Source organism: Lacrimispora xylanisolvens (genome assembly GCF_002934545.1).
GTDB classification, from domain to species: Bacteria; Bacillota; Clostridia; order Lachnospirales; family Lachnospiraceae; genus Lacrimispora; species Lacrimispora xylanisolvens.
This window is the reverse complement of the sequence record NZ_PTJA01000012.1, coordinates 49,229-72,280: the sequence shown is the minus strand read 5'-3', so window position 1 is coordinate 72,280 and position 23,052 is coordinate 49,229. Positions and strand designations below refer to the sequence as shown.

Genomic DNA, 23,052 nt, shown 5'->3' with positions numbered 1-23,052 from the left:
TTAACAGCTGCCGTTTTCCGTTATGAGTTAGAACGTTACAACTTTCGGCTCGGAGGTGAATGAAAAAATGGTAGCAGTTGCATTCTTCAGATATAAAACTGCAAAGATTCCATCGTCTACGGAATACAAGCGGCTGAGAGAAGCCTCATTGTCCTCCATCATGGCAGCTCTTGCTTCTCTGCGGTCGTCCCACACTGCTTCAGCTTCCAGTCTGATCCATGTTCCCTTATTCATAGCGGAAATTTCAATTTTAGGATTTTTCTGCATCTGATTAAAAACTTTTTTCTGATTGTTAGTTGTGATGTAAAGTCTGCCTTCGAATTCGCATACAGCACCAAAGGGACGGACACGGGGCTGATCTCCCTCTGTGGTTGCCAGGTAAAATGTTCCGCATTCTTTTAAGTAATTGAGGATTTCGTTCATCGCTCTTGCTCCTTTCGTGAGACCATGATATAATTTGTTTACGAGATTATTATATCGAGTATGAGATTTTTGTAAACTACGATATTTTATGATACCTAGTATCAAGGAGGATACCTATATGGATAAAAAAGATTTATTTGGACTGTGTCCTTACGTTACCTCTCAGAAGATCCTTTCCGGCAAATGGTCCATATATCTTCTCTATTTATTAAAGGATGGACCGGTGCGTTTTAATGAACTGAAGCGAATGATGCCGGAGGAGATTACCCATACAACCCTTTCCAGACAGTTGAAATCCCTGGAAGAGGAGGGACTGATTGTCAGAAAAGAGTATTCCCAGATTCCGCCAAAGGTAGAATACTTTTTAAGTGAAATTGGCTATAAATTTGATAAAGTACTTGTGGCACTGGGAGAATGGGGAGATGAATATATTGAATTTATAAAAGAAAAGGCGTAAGAATTACTTTACAATCACCCACAGCTGTATGTATAATGTAAAAAATTATACTAACGGATATTTTAGGGAGAAGCAAAATGAGAGAACTGAAAGAAATTAGAAACGATTTAAATCAATGTGACCTTCAGATTCTGGAACTTTTAATGAATCGGCTTTCCTGCATCGAGGAGATCATAGAGTACAAGAAAGCATACGGCCTTCCTATTTTTCAGCCGGAGCAGGAAGAGGTTCAGCAGGAGACTCTTATCCGGGCGATTGGTGAACATGGTTATAAAGAGGAGCTCCTTGGAATTTTCCGTCAGATTGTGGAAGAAAGTAAAAGTGTGCAGAGTAAGAGTCTGTTTCATTATAACATAGCTCTTATTGGTTTTATGGGAGCAGGCAAAAGTACAGTGTCCAAATATTTAAAAGACATGCTGGCAATGAACGAAGTGGATTTAGACACAAAAATCGTCGAAGATCAGAAGATGCCTATAAAGGATATTTTTGCAAAGTACGGAGAAGAGTATTTTCGTAACTGTGAGAGCAACGCCATCATTAGTTTAAAGGACTGTCAGCAGACGATTATTTCCTGCGGCGGCGGTGCGGTAATCAGAGAAGAGAATGTGAAGAATCTAAAGAAAAACAGCAGAATCGTACTTTTAACTGCCAGTCCTGAGACGATCCTGGAACGAGTGAAGGATAGTGATGAGCGCCCCATTTTAAATGGAAATATGAATGTTGAGTATATTAAGGGACTGATGGAGAGACGGGCCAGCCTCTACCAGAGCGCGGCTGATATTATAATAGAAACAGACGGAAAAGATATAGTAGATATCTGTGAGGAACTTATTCAGTCACTGATGAAACTGGAAGCAGCAATTTAAGAATTATTTCACGGGAGATAAGGAGGAATTTAGATGCTTTGGAAAGAAAAATATGAACTTGGAGTACCGTTAATTGATGAGCAGCACAAGGAATTATTTAAAAGAGTTGAATCTTTCATGCAGGTACTGCGTATGGCGTCTTCCTGGGAAGACAAGGTGGAAAAAGTAAATGAAACCCTGGATTTTATGAATACATATGTAGTTGAGCACTTCCGTGATGAAGAAGCCTTTCAGCAGGAAATCGGATATCCAGGTGAAGAAGAGCATAAGAAGGTTCATGCTGATATGGTAAATTACGTGATTGCTGTAACAGAAGAATATAAAAACAGCGGATACGATGAACAGCTCATGCAGAAGTTTGCAGGAAAGCTGATGGCCTGGCTGATTAATCACGTGGCATCAGAAGATCAGCGAATTGCCGCCTATGCAATTTCGAAAGGGGTGGACAAGCATGACTGATTTGTACACTCCCTTTTTAGAAGCGACCCGTAATGTTTTTCACTTAATGCTGGATATATCAAATATCTCTGACCAGCCGGCAGAGTGTTTAGGGAATGAGGAAGAGTTAGATGTTTCCATCGGTTTTACTGGTGATTTAAAAGGAGAAGTAATTTATCGTCTTCCTCATCAGACATCTCTTGGAATTGTAACCATTATGAGCGGCATGGAGTTTGATACAGTGGATGAATTTGTAATCTCTGCCATATCAGAAATAGCCAATATCATCAGTGGAAATGTACTTACCATGCTTGCAGAGAAAGATTTGACCTGTGATATCCTTCCCCCTGTCTTAAAAAGTCAGGACGGCGGTGAAGACTATGAATTTCGAAACAACATCTTAATCACTTCGGAAATAGGGGAAGTCTGTCTGGATATCAGACTGGAACCGGCTAAATAATGAAATGCACGTGTATCTCACTTAAACCAATGAGATATACGTGTTTTTTTTGTGTCCAAAAACCATCTACACAACTTCTACATATGCTCCTGCTATTCTTCTATCAGAAATGAAAAAGGAGGATGCGTAATGGGAAATGCAATCAGAACGAAAAAATTGCGTATCGGCGGGATGACCTGTATCAGCTGCCAGAATAAAATTGAAAAAAAATTACGTAACACAGCTGGAATCGAAAAAGCAGAGGTGAGCTATAACGCAGGAACCGCTCTGGTCACGTTTGATACGGATATTATTTCCTATCAGAGCATAACAGGAATCATTGAAAATTTAGGGTATAGCGTGATAACGGATCAGGGGCAGGAAAGAAAAGATACATCCAGGACTATAGGTGTTTTAATGATTATTGCTTCCCTGTATCTTTTTTTAGAACAATCCGGTCTGTTAAATCTCCTGGTGCCCAGCCAGCTGGCGGATAAGACAATGGGATACGGAATGCTCTTTATAATCGGACTGATTACCTCCGTTCACTGTGTGGCAATGTGCGGCGGCATTAACCTTTCCCAGTGTATTCCCAAAAGCGGACAGGAAGAATTAAATCAGGGACGGCTTGCAGCATTTCGGCCTGCATTTCTTTACAACCTCGGCCGTGTTATTTCTTATACAGCCGTGGGTTTCCTGGCAGGAGGCCTGGGAGCTGCCGTAACCTTTTCTAACACCTTTCAGGGTGTTTTAAAGCTGGCAGCAGGGATCTTTATGGTAATTATGGGCATCAACATGCTGGGAATCTTTCCCTGGCTTCGCAGACTAAATCCCAGAATGCCAAAGTTTATTGCAGTAAAGATCCAGAAAGAAAAATCAAAAAGTAACAGTCCGTTTTTTGTAGGCCTTTTAAATGGACTGATGCCCTGCGGACCACTCCAGGCCATGCAGATCTATGCACTGTCAACCGGAAATCCGTTTTCCGGTGCACTTTCCATGTTTTTATTCAGCCTTGGCACTGTTCCCCTGATGTTTATTCTGGGAGCTTTATCAACGGTTCTTTCAAAGAAATTCACAAACAGAGTCATGACTGCCGGTGCAGTTTTAGTGGTGGTACTGGGACTGTCCATGTTTACACAGGGAGTCAGTCTGGCGGGAATCAGTCCATCTGCAATCTTACCTGGGCTGGAAGGCATCAGTGGAAATCAGCAGGAAAGTTCAGGGCAGATAAAAATAGAAGACGGTGTGCAGGTGATTAACAGCACATTAAGTCCGGGGCGGTATCCAAATATTAAGGTTCAGGCAGGAATTCCTGTAAAGTGGATTATAGATGCACCTGCAGGAAGTATAAACGGTTGTAATAACCGGATGATTATAAGGGAATACGGCATCGAATATTCCTTTCATACAGGAGAAAACGTGGTGGAATTTACGCCGGACAAAACCGGAAAAATCCCATATAGCTGCTGGATGGGTATGATTCGTGGTTCGATTAATGTTTTAAAAGAGGGAGAGACAGATGGCGGCCAGCAATCAGAAAGTCAGGGAGTATTAAAAGAATATGCACCCCAAAAACCGGTTCCAGCCGGATATACCATACCAGTTGATGATGTGGTCGTTGCTCAGGAATCCACGGATGAGAATGGAAAGCCCGTACAAAAAATCACTCTTGAACTTACCAGTCAGGGATTTAAGCCGGCAGTTGCGGTGGTAAAAGCCGGAGTGGATACGGAGTGGACATTTATTGATAACCGTCAGGATATGGACTATGGGACCAATCTTCTGATCCCTGATTTTGCTACGGAACTGTATCTTGAAAAGGGAGAAAACACCCTTTATTTTGTACCAGATAAAAGTTTTGACTTTTCTACCGGGGACAATTCCTTTTATGGATATATAAAGGTGGTAGATGATTTGGAGAACGTGGATCTAAACGCAGTAAAGGATGAAGTGAGTAAATTTCAGACGATGATATGGCCTGAGGAAACGTTTCAGGGGTCCGGAGGATCATGCTGCGGATAATTATGCTATGAATAATCAGGTTCTGACAGGAATGGGAAAGGAGATTGGTTTATGGGATTATTATACAGTCACTGGCACTGCATACTGCCGGCAGCGGCTCTGATCGCAGGATTATTTTTTATGAGAAGAAATGAAAATAAAAGTGAATAACAAGGAGAAGAATGATGAAGGCAAATAGAATATCAATACTTAAAACAGCGGTGGTGGCTGCTATGTCATTGCTGGTACTTACTGGCTGCAGCTCCAATTCTGCAACCAAAACACAGGAAACCACAGCTATAAAATCGGAAAACAACAGTAAAAGTGCACAGGCAGACACAGATCTTGTAATTCCAGTTTCAGATATCACAGAAAAGGTGAGCTTTTATCCGGTAGAAGCAGATGGAACAAAGATGGAAGTTCTGGCAGTGAAAGCGCCTGACGGTACCATACGAACTGCATTTAATACCTGTCAGGTATGTTACGATTCCGGTCGGGGATACTATAAACAGGATGGGAATGAGCTGGTGTGCCAGAATTGTGGTAACAGATTCCCTATGAGCCGGGTGGAAGTGGAAGCCGGAGGCTGTAATCCATGGCCTATATTCGATCAGAATAAGACCGTGACGGATGAGTCAATCACGATCTCTTCTGACTTTTTAAAGGAATCCAAACAGATATTTGCTAACTGGAAAAAAACATATTAAATTAATCAGGACATTTCATGGAGCAGTTTACGGTAACACCATTTTGGGTTAAGTAATCTGCTCCCCATTTATACATGGTCTCAAGAATGGGGCGTATGCTGTTTCCCAGATCGGAAAGAGTGTATTCCACCTTTGGAGGAACAACTGGATAAACGGTCCTTATAATCAAATTATTCTCTTCCAGCTCTCTTAACTGCTGGGTCAGCATCTTGGGTGTGGCCTGGGGAATCAGTTTTCTTAGTTCTCCAAATCGTAAGGTGTGGTCGATCAGATGCCATAAAATCAGGGCTTTGTATTTCCCTCCGATCATATCCAGGGTTGCATCCACCGGACAGTTGTAGCCGGCACAATCAATTGGGGGCATAGTGAATCCTCCTTTAGTATCTTTTTGGGTACTATATCACTAAAAAGTGCATACTTGCAATAATTGCGATATCTGCCATAATAATATCATGAGTACTCAAAAACTTCAAGAGGCATCAGCCAATTAAAAGAGGTGAAATATATGGAAAATAAAACGTTAGATATAAGAGGCATGACCTGCGCGGCCTGTGCCCAGAGAATTGAAAAAACAGTCAAGAAGCTTCCGGGAATCAGTCAGGCATCTGTGAACCTTGCCAGTGAAAAGCTTTTTGTGGAATATGACAGCAGCCTGAATTTATCTGATATCAAAAATGCAGTTTCTAAGATTGGATATGAAGCAGCAGAAAAAACAGAATATTCGGACGTAACCATTCCCATTGGCGGAATGACCTGTGCAGCCTGTGCCAGACGGGTGGAAAAAGCAGTCGGAAAGCTGGAGGGTGTGGAAAGCTCCTCAGTCAATTTTGCAACAGAAAAAGCAACCATTGCCTATGATCCCCGGAAAGTAAGATTATCCGCCATTAAGGCAGCCATTGAAAAGGCAGGATATCAGGCACTGGAAGTGAATAAAGCAGACGCTGCGGACGAAGACAGATTAAGAAAGCAGCAGGAGATTAAGACACTGTGGACGAAGTTTATTACTTCAGCAGTATTCTCCCTTCCATTATTATATATTGCGATGGCACCCATGATCAGCTTTATCCGCCTTCCATTCCCATCAGCCATTGAGCCCATGAACTATCCCCTTGCCTATGCTCTGACGGAACTGATATTAACAGCCCCTGTCATTGGGGTAGGATATAAATTTTACGCCATTGGTTTTAAAGCACTTTTTCAGAGAAGTCCTAATATGGATTCACTCATTGCAATCGGAACAACAGCAGCTGTTTTATACAGCATTTATAATACATTCCAGATCGCTGCCGGACATTTTATGGCAGTAGATGCCCTTTATTTTGAATCAGCCGGTGTCATTATTACCTTGATTTTACTGGGCAAATCCTTAGAGGCTGTATCCAAAGGAAGAACCAGTGAAGCCATTAAAAAGCTTATGGGTCTTGCTCCAAAAACAGCCGTAATTCTGGAAAACGGGCAGGAAAAGGAAATCCCCATTGACGAAGTGGAAATCGGCGATATAATTCTGGTAAAGCCTGGTGATAAGATTCCGGTTGACGGAACTGTTACAGGCGGACACACTTCCATTGATGAATCCATGCTCACCGGAGAAAGTATGCCGGTGGACAAAAAAGAAGGAGATCCGGTTTATGCCGCTTCCTTAAACACCACAGGTGTGATCCAGTTTAAAGCTGAAAAAATCGGAAGTGATACAGCCCTTGCCCAGATCATCAAACTGGTAGAAGATGCCCAGGGGTCAAAAGCACCTATTGCCCAGATGGCAGACATCGTTTCCGGATACTTTGTACCAGTTGTCTGTGTCATTGCCCTGCTTGCAGGAATTGGCTGGTACTTCGGTACAGCAGGAGATTTGAAATTTGCACTTACCATCTTTATTTCCGTCCTGGTAATCGCATGTCCCTGTGCACTGGGTCTTGCTACACCCACTGCCATCATGGTAGGTACGGGAAAAGGAGCAGAGAACGGAATCTTAATTAAGGGCGGAGAAGCTCTGGAGACCGCTCACAAAATAAATACCATTGTATTTGATAAAACAGGAACCATTACAGAAGGTAAACCAAAAGTGACAGATGTACTTGTGGCAGGCAGTGTTTCAAAAGACCGTCTCTTACAGCTTACCGCATCGGCGGAGAGAGGTTCTGAGCATCCCCTTGGTCAGGCAATTGTCCTTGGAGCAAAGGAATCAGGACTTACCCTATTGGAAGCGGAGCAGTTTGATTCACTGACCGGACGTGGAATCAAGGCTCGTCTGGAGGGAGAAGATATCCTTGCTGGAAACAGAAAACTGATGGATGAGCAAAACATCTCCCTTGCAGGTATGGAAGAGATTTCAGACAGGCTGGCAGAAGAAGGCAAAACTCCCATGTATGTAGCAATCAATGGGGAACTGGCAGGAATTGTAGCGGTTGCCGACGTTGTGAAGGAGTCCAGCCGTGCAGCCATTGAGCGGCTTCATAAGATGGGAATCGAAGTTGCCATGATTACCGGTGATAATAAAAAGACGGCTGCAGCCATTGCAAAACAGGTAGGAATTGACCGGGTTCTTGCTGAGGTTCTGCCTCAGGATAAGTCCAATGAAGTGAAAAAGCTTCAGTCAGAGAACCGGAAAGTAGCCATGGTAGGAGATGGAATCAACGATGCACCTGCGCTGGCTCAGGCAGATATCGGAATCGCCATCGGTTCCGGTACGGATGTTGCCATGGAATCAGCAGATATCGTATTAATGCGGTCTGATCTGATGGATGTGCCGGCAGCCATTGATTTAAGTAAGCATACCATTCGTAATATCAAACAAAACCTTTTCTGGGCATTCGGTTATAATGTAATCGGAATTCCCATTGCAGCAGGTGTGTTACATTTACTATTTAACGGCCCTCTTTTAAACCCTATGTTTGCAGCAGCTGCCATGAGCCTTAGCTCTGTATCAGTGCTGACCAATGCGCTGCGGTTAAAGAGGTTTAGGCCAGACACAGGAAAGAGGTGACAGATCCATGTTAAAGAACAAGAAAACAATAACCGCAATTATCGCCGGTGTACTGGTGATTGCAGCAATTATATTTCTGACAGTAGAAAGTGCCGGAGGTACCCTTGATGTAGTGGGTAAAAAGTCGGTACAGTCCTTTGATATGGTATTAAATGCCATTCCTGATCAGGTGAGTAAGGAAGATGGGGGCAAAGGCTTTGTCCTGACTGCTCCTGACGGGGGAGCCCGTTTTATCTGGAGCGGAGAAACAGATGAAAGTTCTCGTTTTGACGTAAAGCTTCAGGCAGATGCGGCACCATTTATCCAGGCAGGCCTGGATACCGGAAAGCTTCCTGAGAATTACGAGATAAACGACGATGTTATAACTGTAGGCGTGAAGCTCAATGATGGAAGCTTCACTGGTACAGAAGAATCCGCCCTTTCCTCCTATGAGGGACTGGTGAAAAATGGCCGTAACCTGATTAATTACCATATGGATATGGATCATTTTGGAGTAAAGCTGGGCGGCGGAAATATGTTTGAATGGGCAAAAGACTTAGAGACCAGTGCTGCAACGAAACAGGCACAGGATAAAGATATTGTGTTTGTTCTGTCACCTGAACCGTTGATTGCGGCTGGCGTAGACCCTGAAAAAGTGGAAGGCTGGCTCTATGCACCCGTTCCAGTTATGGAAAACGGAAAGAAAGTGCAGGTCAACAAGTTTTTAAAGCCTTTTAATATTAAATAATTAAAATCATGGAGGAAATTGATATGGCAAAGACAGTAATAAACGTAGATGGAATGGCATGTGAACATTGTGTAAAAGCAATAACAGGAGCAGTAAGCGGGTTATCCGGCGTATCAGGAGTAGCGGTTGATTTAGCTGCAAAAACCGTGACTGTGGATCACAATCCCGATGAAGCACCGGTAGAAAAAATCAAAGCTGAGATTGAAGACCAGGGATATGATGTAGTAGAATAAAGAAAGACGGGAACCGGAATCTGACCGGTTCCCTCTTTTCATACTGAAAGTTTTTAAAATGAGGTGACAGGAAATGAACAATAACTGCAGGCAAGTGCTGGTAGTGGATGATGAGCCTAAAATTCTGGAAGTAGTATGTATGCTCATGGAAAGCAAAGGATTTAAGACATTCCCCGCCGAAACTGGGAAGAAGGCACTGGAAATATTTGATACGGAGAATCTCTCCCTTGTCATACTGGATTTAATGCTGCCTGATATCTCAGGAGAAGAGGTCTGCTCCGCCATCCGAAAAAAGTCTCGGATTCCAGTCATAATGCTGACTGCCAGAGTAGAGGAAGAGGATGTGGTAAGCGGGCTGGAGCTGGGAGCCGACGACTATATTATGAAACCCTTTGGTTTAAAGGAACTGTATGCCAGGGTGGAGGCGGTATTAAGACGCACAGAAGGGGATCTGGTACCTCTTGTTAAACGAAATTCCTGGAGAGACGGTGATCTGGTCGTTGATTTTGAAAAAAATGAGGTAAGAAAAAATGGATCCGGTCTGACACTCACACCAAGCGAACTGAAGATATTATCTGCCCTCATTAAATATCCCGGTAAGGTATTTACCAGGGAGGAACTGATTGATACGGCTCTTGGCAGGGACTTTGCCGGTTATGACAGAGCCATTGACAGCCACATTAAAAATATCAGAAAGAAAATAGAGGATGATCCTAAAAATCCCGACTATGTCTTAACGATTCCCGGGCTGGGCTATAAGTTCGGAGGCTGATGCATATGAAAACCTTAAGAAAACAGCTTTCCCTGACCATACTTTTAACCCTCCTCATTACCATTGCACTGATCGGACTTGCCTCCAACCTGCTCATTAACCGGGAATTTGAAAAATACATTGCCAAAACCGGTCAGGAGCGGCGGGATAATATTGCAGATGAACTGGAAAGCCAGTATGATGAGTTCAAAAGAAGCTGGAAGCTGGATTACGTTCATGCAATCGGAATGAATTCCTTATATGACGGATATATCATAAAACTTTATGATGCAGATGGGAACATGGTGTGGGATGCAGAGAATCACGATATGAGGCTTTGCGGCCAGATCATGAACGATATTTCCGCACGTATGAAAGAACGGGGGGCAAAAGGCGGCTTTGTGGATCACACCTATGAGCTGACTCAGAATGGGAAAAAGACTGGTTCCGTTTCCATTAAATATTACGGACCCTTTTTCATGAATGAAGCCGATTTTAATTTTATCCGTGTGATGAATATCGTTTTACTTGTCATTGGAGTTTTGTCCAGCATCTGTTCTGTTGTGGTTGGCTGTGTATTAGGAAGCAGGATATCCCGCCCAGTTACTAAAACTGCCTATATTGCCAAGCAGATCTCCACAGGAAATTACGAACTTAAATTTGAACCAGGTACCAGGATAAAAGAGCTTGACGATCTGGGCATAGCCATTAACCATTTATCCGGAGCGTTAAGTGAGCAGGAGCGGCTGCGTAAACGCCTCACTGCCGATGTAGCCCATGAACTTCGGACTCCTCTCACGGCACTTGGCTCACATCTGGAAGCGATGACAGAGGGGTTGTGGGATGCCACACCAGAACGCTTAAAAAGCTGTCATGAAGAGGTAAAACGGCTCGGTACATTGGTAGCTGATTTGGAACAGCTTGCAAGGATCGAAGGGGATAGCTTTTGCCTGAAGAAAGGTTCCATGGATTTATATTCGGCAGTCTGTCAGGCAGCAGAGAATATGACGGGAGAAATCAACAAGAAGAAGCTGGCTCTCAGTATAAAAGGGGAACCGGTTTTTGTGGATGGAGATAAAAACCGAATGGGACAGGTATTTTCCAACTTAATTTCCAATGCTGTAAAATACACACCGGAAGGCGGCAGTATCCGGATTGGCGTATCTGAAACAAGGGAGAACGGAGTCGTAACCATAGAGGATACGGGAATCGGAATCAGGAAAGAGGAGCTTCCTCTTATCTTTGAACGCTTTTACCGGACGGATCAATCCAGGAACCGGAAAACCGGAGGTGCCGGAATCGGTCTGACCATTGTAAAATCCATTGTGGAAGCCCATGGCGGCACCATAGTGGCAGATAGTAAAGAGGAATCGGGAAGCTGTTTTACAGTCTCGATTCCTAAGTCAGAATCATAGTTTATAGATATCCTTCCGGTCCCTGCTCTTTTAAAGTAAACCGGTTCTTATTAAAATTCAGTATTTCTTCTGCCTGGAGCTTACTCAGTTCATTGGACAGGGCACTCCGGTCTACGGAAAGATAATCAGCCAGCTGCTGTCTGTTAAACGGAATATCAAATGTGGAAGAGTTGCTCTTTAAAGACTCTGCGGAGAGATAGGAGAGCAATTTTTCCCTGATTGTCTTTTTTGACATGTGCTGCATCTTTTTCGTCAGAACCAGATTTCTGCCGGCAATTGCTGACAGAAAGTTCTGGATCAGCCGGGTGTGAAAACCGCAGGCAGAGGTGCATACAGTTAAAATCTTATTAAAATCCAGGAACATAATCTCGCAGTCAGAATCAGCAACTACGCTCATTTCTATTGGAACAGATGAGATGCAGGCATAGGTTTCTGCAAACAGCGTTCCAGGCATCACTTCTGAGATAATACTTCTCTTTCCCCAGAAATCTTCCTGTATAATAAGAGCGGTTCCGGAAAGAACCATTCCCACGGAATGAATGTAATCACCGCTTCTTATAATAAATTCATCTTTTTTATAACATTTCATTCGTGCAGATAAGCATTTTAACATGCTTCTGATTTCATCAGGCGAGACACCTGAAAACAAGCTTGATTTTTTTAAAACAGGCAGAAATTCTTCCATATGATTGTCCCTCCCAAGTATGTGAATGGTATTTTCCATATATCCATTTTTCCATTTTTAAATAATATTTTCAAAATGTTGTTAAAACAACGGAAATGATGATAATATTATATTATAATCGCTATAGAAAGACAAGAACAAAATAAGGAGGGAGACAAATGTCAGAGAAACTCTTAAAAAATATAGCACAGGAAGAAGTTTTAAAGTTAGCAGATTTAGTTGAGATTCAAAAGGGTCAGATCGTAAGTAAGACTCTGGTACAGAATCAGTCAGTCAGCGTCACCTTGTTTGCCTTTGATAAAGGGGAAGAGATCAGTACCCATGAATCCAATGGAGATGCCATGGTTACCGTCTTAGAGGGAACAGGAAAATTTACGGTAGACGGAACCGAGTTTATTTTAAACCAAGGGGAAACCCTGGTCATGCCGGCGAAAAAACCTCATGCTGTATATGGGCAGGAAAGTTTTAAGATGTCTTTGGTAGTAATATTTTAAAGAAAGGCAGTACAAAGAAATGGAAAATCAAATGTCCGGTTTCTTAAATGAGCTGACTGGATCGATCATCGGTCTGGCAAAAGCATGTAAGATGAATATCCGCCAGACAGCCGTAACAAGACTTCTGATGGAAGGTTTAATCACAACAATTGCTGATGCAGGCTTTGCTGATCAGGCACTGTCAGACATGCTTTTAAGGGTCAGAAGGGAAAAAGACAGGATCGCACCTGGTTGTGCTGTTTGTAAAAGTGTCTGCGGTAATACTTCTGATTATGACATAAATAATATCTGGGCAGCTGATGAAGACATTCGTTTTTTAAAGTACCTGATTTTATCCTCTATCAAAGGAATTGCAGTTTATGCTCTTCCTGCCATGGTAAAGGGAGATCAAAATGAAAAAATAAATGAATTCTTTTACAAAGCTTTGTCTATCATAAGCTATGACTTAACAATGGAAGATCTTCTTCCGGTTGCAGAGGAAGCGGCAGAGATGAATCTGATCTGCAAAGAAGCAGATATAAGCCCTGAAAGTCCTTCTATTATAATACCGGATTATGAATCCCTGAAAAAACTTATGACACCTAATATAATGGCAATCCTGGGAGAAGATTATAAAATATCCCTGATTCCCTTGCCAGAAGAAGATTTAAGAAAAATAACTGAGAAATTAACCACATTCAATTAACAGGAGGAAGAAATAATGATAACGAAGGAAATGTATATTGGAGAAATTTTAAGAAGCAAACCGGAAGCAGCAGAAATTTTAATGGGCTGCGGAATGCACTGCCTTGGCTGCCCGTCTTCTCAGATGGAATCCTTAGAGGATGCCTGCATGGTTCACGGACTTGATGCGGACGAAGTGCTGGAACAATTAAACAAATAGAGAAAAGAGGAATATAATGAGTGCATTTTTAGGACCGATTCACACCTGGTTATATAATAAAATCCTGCTTCAGAATGCAATGACAGATGCTATAGCAGCTTATGCAGAAGAAAAGGGCTGGACTAAGGGCTTAGACGAGAAGCTGGCTTCCAGATACGGGACTCTGGAAACAGGTAATTTAGAGGACAACATCAATACAGATAACATTCACGGATGGCTTCAGGAGCGGGTAAGCCTGGTGGAAAACCGCCTTGCTTATGCTGTTACAACTCTTTTAGAAGAAGACTCCACACGTCTTGATGAAATGAAACAGGCAGTAAAGGAATTCGGAAAGAACCACAGCGCAAGTGGAGATTTATCTGTAAAACAGGCCTATGATCATCTGGAAAATACGTTATTAAACGGTATGCCCTGTGACAGAGTGAATCAGCTTGTGAAGGAAGAACCGGATCTTCTGGCCTATCGTCAGGCAGTGGAAATACACCAGCCATACTGGGATATGATTCACGGAGATGTTAATAACTACTATGAACTGAGAGAAGCCCTGATCCAGGGAATGTTTGAAGGTTCAAGTGTACAATTTTATCATACTGGAAATCAGGAGTATGAATTAAGGAGCCGCTAATGAATGGAATCGATATTTTAATGAAGGAACATGAAAATATTCTGGCTTTCAACGGTTTTTTAAGAAAGATCTGTGCTGGTATTGTTGAGGGCGGAGAAGTAGACGGAGCTCTTCTTAGAGAATGCATTGACTTTGGCAGAAATTATGCAGACAAGCATCATCATGGAAAGGAAGAAAAAATCCTGTTCCGCATCATGATGGAGAATATGGGTCCTGTTGCCGATAAGCTGATCCGTAACGGAATGCTGGTGGAACACGATCTGGGAAGACTGCATCTTACCCAGCTGGAAGCGGCAATCGAAGAATATGAAAAAGATCCTGTGACTGACCATAAGCTGGATATCATTTCCAATGCTGTGGGATACGGGGCTTTATTACAGCGTCATATCGAAAAAGAAGATCAGGCTGCCTATGCCTTTGCTGCCCGCGCTCTTCCTGCAGATAAAATGAATGATGTGGATACAGAGACGGAGAATTTTGAAATTCAGGCGAGAAAAGACGGAGTGCAGGACCACTATGAGAACTGGCTTCGCAGTAAGCTGGCATAATAGCACCCGGCTTCTATCATACAAAAGAGGGGAATGTTACCCATGGAATTAAAGCATTATTTAGAGCAGCATGACAGAATCAGAGAAGAGCTGGCAGAACTGAAAAAACTTCTGGCAAAGCAGGATCTGGAGCAGAATGCCACAGAACTGGCATTCCACGTCAGCGGCCTTGCCGGTAAGTTAAACATTCATCTGACTTCCGAAGATCAGTATCTATACCCTTCCTTTTTCCGGGGGAGCGATGAAGTATTGGTAAGAAAAGCCCATGAATACCAAAATGAGATGGGAAATCTTCTGGCTGTTTTCACAGATTTTAAAAACAGCTTTAATACAAAAATAAAAATACTCTCTGACAGAGATCGATTTTTAAATGAATCAAAAGGAATTATACAGTCCATCGAGCAGCGTATGGAAAAAGAAGAAAAAGATTTATACCGGCTGGTATAAAAAGCGGAGTGGGGTAAAATAACTGGGATCAGTTGTTTTATTCCATTCTTTTTTGTGTTTAAAAATTCATGCTGCAATGGATTATTTTTGATATAATGGATTGATACAGGAGGTGAAGAAATGAAACGGAGACAGGAAAGCATCATTTACCAGCTGGCAGTCAGTGAAGGTCCTCTAACCACGGATGAGCTGGCCAAAAGACTGTCTGTCAGCGCAAGAACTGTAAAGTATGAGATGATAGAAGTAAAATCCATTTTGCCAAAGCATGGAGCGGAACTTTTAGCCAAGCGCAATGAAGGATATTCCATTCTGGTGAAGGACCGGGAATTGTTTGACCGGTATTTTGAACCTCTCTCGCTTCAGTCCAGTCTGACCAATAACTTCGGTTCCGATGATAATGCAAGATTTCTTTATATTGCAAGAAAGCTGGTTTCTTCCTCCCGCTTTGCAAAGCTTGAGGACATTGCAGATGAGCTTTATTTATCCAGAAGTGCCATTAGAGAAGCGGTCAACAATGTAATGAATTTTTTGAAAAGCTATCACCTTGAGACGGAAAGCAAGCCTGGCCTTGGAATACGTGCTTTTGGTACAGAATATCACATGCGGATTGCCATGACAGAGCTGTTTGCTGTCCATTTTCATAAGGTACTGTTAGACAATGCCGGAATGGAGTATGCCAAGTGGACGGAATGCGGATACGAGGAACGGCAGGATATCCGCCACGTTTTTCTTAAAGTATTAAGAGAATCCCCGATCAAAGTGACAGACACCAACACCCAGCGCCTTGCCATTTATTTTATTATCGTCAGGAACCGCTGCAATGCGGGGTACCGTTTAAAGCTGCCGGATGCCTGGAAAGAAGAGGTGAAAGGATCAGAAGAGTTTGCAGTAGCCAGTGAGATTTATAACAAATTAAAAAGCAGTTTTACGGGTTTTGATTTACCAGAAGAAGAGACTGTATTTCTGGCAGTATATCTGATGTCCTGCAGGGATATGTGGAATGTTAAGCAGCCCCGGGAGGAATACGCTCACTTTTATGATGATGCTCTGAATATGATGAAAGAACTTGAAGACTATATGAAACATACCTGCGGAATCGATCTTCTTCATTTTCCCTGGGCAGAAAAAGAACTGTTAAGCCTTTTGATTTCCCTTTACATCAATATCCACTTTGGTCTGGAGGGGCAGTACCGTTTCTGGTATGATTACGAAAATCAGGCGTTTAACAGCCCGGTATCAGCCGCACTGGCCTGTACAGCTGCAGGTTTTTTGCAGGATCGTCTGAATGTTACCATTTCGGTATCATTTTATTCCCAGATGGCTTCCCTGATATTTAAAATGGCGTCTCTCACCGAATATGACTTAAAACCCCAGAGACTGCTTTTAGTCAATTCCAATGGGTTAGGCCTGAATGAAATTATTCAAAAAAGAATCGTAAAAAGATATGAACATCTGGTAGAGTCCTTTACAATCGCAGAACTCTATGAGATACGCGGTATGAATCAGGAGGAGTATGATGCTGTATTAACGGATACCAGCGAGATAGCCTATCACTATGATCTTCCCTGCTGTGTCATCCATACCTTAAGCAGCGAAAAGGAAATGGACCAGCTCTTTAACCGGCAGTTAATCAGGTCGTACCAGACAGAAGCACTGATTCCGCCATCCAGCCAAATTGAAATCAACAAAAATTACCGTTATACCGATGAATTGCAATTCCTTCAGTTTCTTGCATTCCGTCATGGGAAAACTGTTTTGGAAAGGGAGAGGATTCAGGAATATTTAGAGAAAGCAAGCCTTTACGATACCGGATATTTATCGGCAAAATCGGTAATGCTTTATCTTCCCGTTTCCCTATGTGAAAAAGAGTGTATGGAACTGTACTGTCTGACTGAATCCGGTACCTGGAGAGGAAAAGAAGTGGAGTATCTGTTGTTTATTTCTGCAGACTGGAAGGGTGATTGGAAGAGAGTAAAGGCATATGAGAACAGTTTTCGAAAGCTGTTTTGGGAGAATTCTAATATGAAAGCCTTTTCTGAACGGGGAAGGCCTGTATTGTTTGAGATGATTGAAAAATGCATCAAATATGAATAACAAATCTATGCTAAAAATTGCACTAATTCCATTCGGTAATTAGTGCTTTTCACTTATTTGGAACAAATGTGAGCATAGAAAAAAGGAAGTTTCAGTATTATAATAAAGCTATCAAAGGAGGAGAGAAAGATGAAACTATTCGTATCGTCACATGGTCATCTGGCAAGCGGTTTAAAAAGTTCCATGGAGATTTTGTATGGCAGATGTGACAACATTACTGTTTTTGACGCATATGTGGATGAACGTTCCGTTCAGGAACAGCTTAAAAAGTTTTTTGAAACGGTTAATGAAGGAGAACAGGTTTTACTTATCTCTGATCTTTACGGAAGCAGTGTGAACCAGGCCATGAGCCTGTTCCTTGACCGGCCGGATACCACATTAATTGCCGGTGCAAACCTGGCGCTGATGATCGGGCTGGCTGGCAGAGAGTGTATTTCAAGAGAAGAACTGAATGAATTAATCGCACAGAGCAGAGAAATGCTTTGTATTGTAGATCTGGAAAAAGAAACGATTTCCCAGGAGGAAGATTTTTTTTAAAAGGAGCGTGAAATTATGATCGTAATGATTAGACTGGATGAAAGACTGATTCATGGACAGGTAGCAATTAAATGGTCCCAGCATACGGGAGTGGACAGGATTGTGGTGGCGGACGATGAGGCAGCAGCCAATCCCCTGATTCAAAAATCCCTGATGATGGCGGCTCCGCCCACAGCGAAAACCGCAATTAAAGATGTGGACGCAGCCATAGAACTGTTAAAGAATCCCAAGGCAGCAGATCATAAGATTCTTGTAATTGTAAGCAATCCCTCGGCACTTCTGAAAGTAGTGACACAGGTTGCTGATATTCCCCTTGTAAATGTAGGAAATTACGGAAGGGTTGCACCGAAAGCGAACGGAGAGCCAAGGAAAACCTACCGGAAGAATTTATATGCATATGACAATGAGATTATGGATTTAAAGAAGGTGGTGGAAACAGGCATCAAATGTAATTACCAGACCGTTCCGGATGATACTCCGGAGGAACTATTAAAAGTACTTAGCTAAGGAGGGAAGGATTATGTCCGTTATGACAGTTGCAATCATTGGTACTCTTACGTATTGGTTTTTCTATGTTATGGATCCTTATATTTTATCATGGCAGTGTCTGAACCGTCCCATTGTGGTGGCTCCGATCCTGGGACTTTTACTGGGTGATTTTCATACCGGCATTATCATGGGGGCATCCTTAGAGTCTATATTTATGGGGATCTCAGCCATCGGAGGTTCTGTTCCTGCAGATGCGCTGTCCGCCAGTATTGTTGCCGTTTGCTATACCGTATTAACCGGCTCTGACGTGGAAACAGGACTTGCCATTGCTCTTCCTATCGGAACTGTTATGGCTTCCTTATCAAGTATTTTCCTATCGGTCAGTTCCGCATTGGCACCATATTGGGAAAGACTTGCAGTATCCGGGAAACCAGGAAGCTTTCTTGCCCAGAACCTTGTATTTTCCGGACTTATTTATCCGCTTCCCAATGTCATTATCATTTTCCTTGGCATTGCTTATGGAGTAACCGGTTTAAACCAGGCTTTAAATGCACTTCCTGCATTCTTTATGACAGGCCTTACAGCTGCCTCCAGTATGATGGTTGCAGTTGGATTTGCAATCCTGATTTCCATGATCTGGTCAAAAGAAGTAGCCAGCTTCTTCTTTGTAGGATATATTATGGCGAAGATTTTAAAAATGGATTCCTTATCAATTGCCATTATCGGCGCTGCCATCGCAATCACCATGTTCTTCTATGAAAAGCAGCTGATCGATATGAAAAATATGAGGGTGGCCGCCGAGCAGAAGCCATCTGAGGAAGAGGAGGATTTCTTCTAATGGAAAAGAGATTATTGGACCATACAGAAAAGAAAGTATTAAAATCCATGTTTATCCGATCTCACTTAACCTTCCTGTCTTTCAATATGACAAAGATGGAGGCCAATGGCTTTACCACTACGATGCAGCCAGCCATTGAAGAGGTTTATAAGGACGATCCGGATGGAAAAAAAGAGGCTTATGCACGCCATCAGAACTTTTTTAATACCCATGCAGTTCCTTTCTCCTTTATCGCAGGGTTATCCTATGCCATGGAGAAAGAGCACAAAGAAAAGAACTCTGTTGATGGAAAAACCATTGAAAGCATTAAGGCGGCTTTGATGGGACCAACGGCAGGCATGTTCGATTCCCTGTTTTTTAACTGTCTTAGAATCATTGCAGCCGGAGTAGCCATTGGACTTTGTTCACAGGGAAATTTCCTGGGAGTTCCGATTTTCATTCTCCTTTATGGAGTGACCCAGTCTGTATTAAAATATTTCTGTGTGAAATTCGGATATATTTATGGAACTTCATTTATAGACAAGGTTTTCAGCTCCGGATTAATGCCGGCTCTTAGAAAGTCAGCTTCTATTTTAGGAGTTATGATGGTCGGAGCCATGACAGCGGGAATTGTCAATGTTCCACTTAACTGGACGATTCACATGGGCCAGACTTCCGTAGTAGTGGCAGATGTGTTAAACTCCATCTTCCCAGGTATTTTAAGCATCATTCTGGTACTGTTTTTGATGAGTCTCATTAAAAAGGGAAGACGGCCGGTGCAGTTGATCGTTGGAATCTTCGCCATTGCCTTTATCGGAGCCTTTATTGGGATTTTCTAATCCAGAAAGGACAGCCAATGATAATCAAATCAAAACGAATCTATATGGAGGATGGCTTAAAGGATGGCTTCCTTGTAATTGAGGAAGGAAAAATAAAAGAATTTATGAGAAGCACTGACGCAGAGGACGTGATCGATTATGGTAACATGAGGATTATACCAGGGATTTTTGACACCCACAATCACGGAACCTGTGGCTACGGACTGATGGATAAAGGAACAAGGGAAACAATAGCCGGATATTTAAAAGGCTGTGCCTCCCAGGGAATCACCGGTGTATTCCCCACCGCCGGTCTTTCCATGATCTCTGCTGTCGCCGACGCGGCGGCAGAGAATTTAGAAGGAGCTCAGATACTGGGGATACACAGTGAAGGACCGTGGTTAAACCGCACGGGGGAAAAGGGAATTAAGACAGGCTGGCCAGAGGTGTCAATTGATACTGCAAAGCAGATGGTTTCTGATGGAAAGGGACTGTTAAGGTTGGTTGCCCTGGCACCGGAGATTCCGGGAATTGATTCGGTGATCGAATATTTCTTATCAGAAGGAATTACCCTTGCTCTTGCACACAGTGACGCCAATTATGAAGAGGCAAAAAGGGCATATAAAAAGGGATTTTCCGTATCGACCCATACGGGTAATGTAATGACCGGCATGCACCACAGAGATGTGGGAGGGCTGGGAGCGGCGCTTTTGGATAATGAGGTGTCAAGCGAGGTGATCTGCGACGGAATGCATATCTGTCCGGAGATGCTTCAGATTTATTTCAGGATTAAGAAACCGGAACATTTCATGATGATATCGGACTGTACGCCGTTTTCCGGTGCTCCGGAAGGCAGCTACCTGGGCTTTGAACAGGGGATGACGATCAATGTATCAAAAGATGGGTTTGTGTTAACAGATACCGGACGTCTGATGGGTTCCAGCCAGCCTGTTCTATACGGTATAAGTGTGCTGACAGAAAAACTGGGAATGCCCATGGAAACTGTTTGGCCCATGTTTTCCTTAAATCCCTGCAGAAAGTATGGATTTGATAAAGAGAAAGGTTCCATAAGAGCGGGAAAAGATGCAGATTTTACAGTCATAACCAATGATTACCGGGCTGCTGCAACATTTGTCATGGGCAGAAAGGTATACGATATGGAAGAAGGACCTGTTTTTAATCCGGATTTCTTAAAGGAATGGGGACGGGAGGAGATACCGCATGAGTAAAAAACTGATTGTATCAGCCGATGATTTCGGCTTCAGCAAAGGCTATAACTATGGGGCGGTGAATGCTTACCGGGAAGGGATCGTAACGGTACTCTCTCTTATGAGCAATATGGAGGCAGCGATTCACGGAGTAGAGCTTGCTAAGAAGGAGGTACCGGAGGCAAATCTGGTTGTCCATACTAATTTTGTTCAGGGAAAGCCGGTGAGTAATCCGGATTTGATTCCATCACTTGTGGATCAAAACGGGGAGTTTTACCGCTCCTACAAATGGAAGGGGGAGGATGAATCAGACCAGAAATGTGTGGGAGATATTGTGGTAACCGCAGAGGATTGTTATAAGGAAACAGCTGCCCAGATAAGACGGTTTAAAGAACTGACCGGACATCTGCCCAATCATTTTGAAGGTCATTCAGTTATTAATAAAAACGTCTGCAAGGGATTTCATCAGGCGGCCGAAGTGTTTCAGATCCATTGCATGACAGAACCGGAGGTGGAGACAGACCGGTGGTATCCGGTTCATGAGATTATGACGGGCAATCCGATGGCTATGGAAATTTTAAACAGAGGCTGTACGCCCCAGGATTTTATTGAAGACCGGTTTGGGATTCTGACCAGCCCCTTTGAATTTAATATTATTCATCTCCACCCGGGATATGTGGACGCCTACATTCTGGATCATTCTTCCCTGACAACAGCAAGATGCAGGGATTTAGAGACAGCCTGTGATCCTGCTGTGAGACAGTGGCTGAGGGATCATGATGTGGAGCTGGTGGATTTTACGGCTATATATAAGTAAAAAAGTACGAAGAAAGATCATCTGCAGACAGAGGTTTCCTGAATCAATGGGGAAGCCTCTGTTTGCAGGTGATCTTAATTTATAATGCCGCTGGTTTTATTCGTTCGATATTCCTTGGGACTGCAGCCGTAGTGCTCCTGAAATTTCTGATAAAAAAAGCTGATATTCTCATAGCCGGCTTCATTTGCAATTTCCGTAACCGACATATTTGTATTTCTCAAAAATTTAGCAGCGTATTTTAATTTCTGAGACTGTACCATCTGTTTGTAGGTCATACCGGTATGTTTCTTAATAAGGAAAGTGAGATAGTTGGGGCTTAAATGGAAAAATGCGGCGACTGAATTTAACGAACAGCTTTTAAAATTTATTTCAATAAACCGTATGATACTAAGAATAGAAGGCGTATCCGATTCACTTTCCTCCCGTACCAGCTGGTTTTTATATACATTGATCAGCTCGGCTATAATCAAACTGAACAGATTTTTTATAAAATCGGTGGAATTGACAGAAGGGTCAAAGCATTCACATAAAAGTTCCTGAGTAAATAACTGCGTTCTTCTGCTGTTTTCCGATTGAAACAACAGATATTTGTTTTCATGGCTTTTTTCGTTCATGACATTGATAAAAAAATGAGATAGGATACTGTCTGTGGAGAAATGATCCAGAAGATTTTCCCGCAGATATTTTTTTGATACCATGAAACTGATCATAATATCATCTTCACCTGTCTCTTTTATGGAGTGGGGGACATTTGGTTCAATGATCAGCACCTGCCCCTTCTTTAAGGTGATATCTGTGTTTTTAATAGTCTGAGAGCAAATGCCGGAATAAACGTAATTAATCTCAACATAATCGTGGACGTGTACTGGTACCGGAATAAACCGGGAATTCTTTTTAATGCTGATATCCAGAGAAGTGGATTGCCATCCGGATAAAACGCCTTGTTTTCCTAATCTGTTATTTTTTTCTTCAAAGTAGATGCAATTGACGTTTTCTCCACCGATCCTTATTTTCGGCATGTGGTCCCAAAAGTCAGGAATGTATCCGCTTTTATATTTTTCCTCACTTGAGCTCAGGCTTCGAAGTGTCAGATCAAGGCTGTTTATATCCATATGATTCTCCTCAGGGGTGACTGTATGAAAAAATAGTG

The 23,052-nt window shown here is 42.6% G+C and carries 28 protein-coding genes; 24 read left to right on the top strand and 4 right to left on the bottom strand.

Translation table 11 applies throughout. From position 1 onward, the window contains the following. Positions 1–27 precede the first annotated feature (27 nt). Positions 28–423 carry a pyridoxamine 5'-phosphate oxidase family protein gene (locus BXY41_RS19845; protein WP_104438617.1) on the bottom strand — a complete coding sequence of 132 codons (396 nt, stop codon included), beginning with the start codon at positions 421–423 and terminating at the stop codon, positions 28–30. Between the two features lie 118 nt (positions 424–541). Here BXY41_RS19845 and BXY41_RS19840 point away from each other — a divergent pair, with 118 nt between their 5' ends. The 6 genes from BXY41_RS19840 to BXY41_RS19815 all read left to right on the top strand — a co-directional run bounded on the left by BXY41_RS19840 (position 542) and on the right by BXY41_RS19815 (position 5,331). Further along, on the top strand, positions 542–880 hold the full coding sequence (locus tag BXY41_RS19840) for a winged helix-turn-helix transcriptional regulator (protein WP_104438616.1): 339 nt from the start codon (positions 542–544) through the stop codon (positions 878–880). A 77-nt stretch (positions 881–957) separates the two neighbouring features. Then, complete coding sequence (locus tag BXY41_RS19835) at positions 958–1,746, top strand: shikimate kinase (protein WP_104438615.1); 789 nt, start codon at positions 958–960, stop codon at positions 1,744–1,746. A gap of 33 nt (positions 1,747–1,779) precedes the next feature. Then, positions 1,780–2,205 (top strand): bacteriohemerythrin, encoded by a 426-nt coding sequence (locus tag BXY41_RS19830; RefSeq protein WP_104438614.1) that lies wholly within the window; start codon positions 1,780–1,782, stop codon positions 2,203–2,205. Further along, positions 2,198–2,644, top strand: coding sequence for a chemotaxis protein CheX (locus BXY41_RS19825; RefSeq protein ID WP_104438613.1), 447 nt, complete (start codon positions 2,198–2,200; stop codon positions 2,642–2,644). Before BXY41_RS19830 ends, BXY41_RS19825 begins: the two co-directional genes overlap by 8 nt. Before the next feature lie 129 nt (positions 2,645–2,773). Further along, on the top strand, positions 2,774–4,645 hold the full coding sequence (locus BXY41_RS19820) for an urease accessory protein UreH domain-containing protein (RefSeq protein ID WP_104438612.1): 1,872 nt from the start codon (positions 2,774–2,776) through the stop codon (positions 4,643–4,645). Positions 4,646–4,806: 161 nt separating this feature from the next. Continuing rightward, positions 4,807–5,331: a DUF2318 domain-containing protein gene (locus BXY41_RS19815; protein ID WP_242980262.1), complete on the top strand. Its 525-nt coding sequence runs from the start codon at positions 4,807–4,809 to the stop codon at positions 5,329–5,331. A 1-nt stretch (position 5,332) separates the two neighbouring features. Here BXY41_RS19815 and BXY41_RS19810 read toward each other — a convergent pair whose 3' ends face one another. Then, the gene (locus tag BXY41_RS19810; protein WP_104438611.1) at positions 5,333–5,695 is read right to left on the bottom strand and encodes a winged helix-turn-helix transcriptional regulator; all 363 of its coding nucleotides are present in this window, start codon (positions 5,693–5,695) and stop codon (positions 5,333–5,335) included. Between the two features lie 141 nt (positions 5,696–5,836). On the opposite strand from BXY41_RS19810, the gene BXY41_RS19805 reads away from it, so the two are divergent. The 5 genes from BXY41_RS19805 to BXY41_RS19785 all read left to right on the top strand — a co-directional run bounded on the left by BXY41_RS19805 (position 5,837) and on the right by BXY41_RS19785 (position 11,440). Next, positions 5,837–8,314 carry a heavy metal translocating P-type ATPase gene (locus BXY41_RS19805; RefSeq protein WP_104438610.1) on the top strand — a complete coding sequence of 826 codons (2,478 nt, stop codon included), beginning with the start codon at positions 5,837–5,839 and terminating at the stop codon, positions 8,312–8,314. Positions 8,315–8,321: 7 nt separating this feature from the next. Then, the gene (locus BXY41_RS19800; protein ID WP_104438609.1) at positions 8,322–9,041 is read left to right on the top strand and encodes a hypothetical protein; all 720 of its coding nucleotides are present in this window, start codon (positions 8,322–8,324) and stop codon (positions 9,039–9,041) included. A gap of 23 nt (positions 9,042–9,064) precedes the next feature. Beyond that, positions 9,065–9,274: a copper ion binding protein gene (locus BXY41_RS19795; protein WP_104438608.1), complete on the top strand. Its 210-nt coding sequence runs from the start codon at positions 9,065–9,067 to the stop codon at positions 9,272–9,274. A 73-nt stretch (positions 9,275–9,347) separates the two neighbouring features. Next, positions 9,348–10,046, top strand: a complete 699-nt coding sequence (locus tag BXY41_RS19790; RefSeq protein ID WP_104438607.1) for a response regulator transcription factor — start codon at positions 9,348–9,350, stop codon at positions 10,044–10,046. Positions 10,047–10,051: 5 nt separating this feature from the next. Then, positions 10,052–11,440, top strand: coding sequence for a HAMP domain-containing sensor histidine kinase (locus BXY41_RS19785; protein ID WP_104438606.1), 1,389 nt, complete (start codon positions 10,052–10,054; stop codon positions 11,438–11,440). Position 11,441: 1 nt separating this feature from the next. On the opposite strand, the gene BXY41_RS19780 is transcribed toward BXY41_RS19785, so the two are convergent. After that, entirely contained in the window at positions 11,442–12,125 is a 684-nt protein-coding gene (locus BXY41_RS19780; RefSeq protein WP_104438605.1) for a Crp/Fnr family transcriptional regulator, read from the bottom strand. Between the two features lie 158 nt (positions 12,126–12,283). Between BXY41_RS19780 and BXY41_RS19775 the strand changes: the two genes are divergently transcribed. The 13 genes from BXY41_RS19775 to BXY41_RS19715 all read left to right on the top strand — a co-directional run bounded on the left by BXY41_RS19775 (position 12,284) and on the right by BXY41_RS19715 (position 21,902). Continuing rightward, entirely contained in the window at positions 12,284–12,619 is a 336-nt protein-coding gene (locus BXY41_RS19775) for a cupin domain-containing protein (RefSeq protein ID WP_104438604.1), read from the top strand. Positions 12,620–12,638: 19 nt separating this feature from the next. Then, positions 12,639–13,304 (top strand): anaerobic carbon-monoxide dehydrogenase catalytic subunit, encoded by a 666-nt coding sequence (locus BXY41_RS19770; RefSeq protein WP_146088587.1) that lies wholly within the window; start codon positions 12,639–12,641, stop codon positions 13,302–13,304. 15 nt (positions 13,305–13,319) lie between these two features. Continuing rightward, positions 13,320–13,502: a DUF1858 domain-containing protein gene (locus BXY41_RS19765; RefSeq protein ID WP_170823777.1), complete on the top strand. Its 183-nt coding sequence runs from the start codon at positions 13,320–13,322 to the stop codon at positions 13,500–13,502. A gap of 16 nt (positions 13,503–13,518) precedes the next feature. Beyond that, positions 13,519–14,127, top strand: coding sequence for a hypothetical protein (locus BXY41_RS19760; protein WP_104438602.1), 609 nt, complete (start codon positions 13,519–13,521; stop codon positions 14,125–14,127). Further along, the gene (locus BXY41_RS19755; RefSeq protein WP_104438601.1) at positions 14,127–14,675 is read left to right on the top strand and encodes a hemerythrin domain-containing protein; all 549 of its coding nucleotides are present in this window, start codon (positions 14,127–14,129) and stop codon (positions 14,673–14,675) included. The genes BXY41_RS19760 and BXY41_RS19755 overlap by 1 nt, the downstream gene beginning before the upstream one ends. A 42-nt stretch (positions 14,676–14,717) precedes the next feature. After that, positions 14,718–15,122, top strand: a complete 405-nt coding sequence (locus BXY41_RS19750) for a hemerythrin domain-containing protein (RefSeq protein WP_170072475.1) — start codon at positions 14,718–14,720, stop codon at positions 15,120–15,122. Between the two features lie 120 nt (positions 15,123–15,242). Beyond that, complete coding sequence (locus tag BXY41_RS19745; protein ID WP_104438599.1) at positions 15,243–17,216, top strand: BglG family transcription antiterminator; 1,974 nt, start codon at positions 15,243–15,245, stop codon at positions 17,214–17,216. Between the two features lie 129 nt (positions 17,217–17,345). After that, positions 17,346–17,753 (top strand): PTS sugar transporter subunit IIA, encoded by a 408-nt coding sequence (locus tag BXY41_RS19740; protein WP_104438598.1) that lies wholly within the window; start codon positions 17,346–17,348, stop codon positions 17,751–17,753. A gap of 15 nt (positions 17,754–17,768) precedes the next feature. Then, positions 17,769–18,260 (top strand): PTS sugar transporter subunit IIB, encoded by a 492-nt coding sequence (locus BXY41_RS19735; protein ID WP_104438597.1) that lies wholly within the window; start codon positions 17,769–17,771, stop codon positions 18,258–18,260. A gap of 13 nt (positions 18,261–18,273) precedes the next feature. Then, the gene (locus tag BXY41_RS19730) at positions 18,274–19,080 is read left to right on the top strand and encodes a PTS mannose/fructose/sorbose/N-acetylgalactosamine transporter subunit IIC (protein WP_104438596.1); all 807 of its coding nucleotides are present in this window, start codon (positions 18,274–18,276) and stop codon (positions 19,078–19,080) included. Further along, complete coding sequence (locus BXY41_RS19725) at positions 19,080–19,898, top strand: PTS system mannose/fructose/sorbose family transporter subunit IID (RefSeq protein ID WP_104438595.1); 819 nt, start codon at positions 19,080–19,082, stop codon at positions 19,896–19,898. Before BXY41_RS19730 ends, BXY41_RS19725 begins: the two co-directional genes overlap by 1 nt. Positions 19,899–19,915: 17 nt before the next feature. Continuing rightward, positions 19,916–21,106 (top strand): N-acetylglucosamine-6-phosphate deacetylase, encoded by a 1,191-nt coding sequence (locus BXY41_RS19720; RefSeq protein WP_104438594.1) that lies wholly within the window; start codon positions 19,916–19,918, stop codon positions 21,104–21,106. After that, on the top strand, positions 21,099–21,902 hold the full coding sequence (locus tag BXY41_RS19715) for a ChbG/HpnK family deacetylase (protein WP_104438593.1): 804 nt from the start codon (positions 21,099–21,101) through the stop codon (positions 21,900–21,902). Before BXY41_RS19720 ends, BXY41_RS19715 begins: the two co-directional genes overlap by 8 nt. A gap of 74 nt (positions 21,903–21,976) precedes the next feature. Here the strand turns inward: BXY41_RS19715 and BXY41_RS19710 are convergent, their stop codons facing one another. Next, complete coding sequence (locus BXY41_RS19710) at positions 21,977–23,014, bottom strand: AraC family transcriptional regulator (protein WP_104438592.1); 1,038 nt, start codon at positions 23,012–23,014, stop codon at positions 21,977–21,979. Between the last annotated feature and the right edge of the window lie 38 nt (positions 23,015–23,052).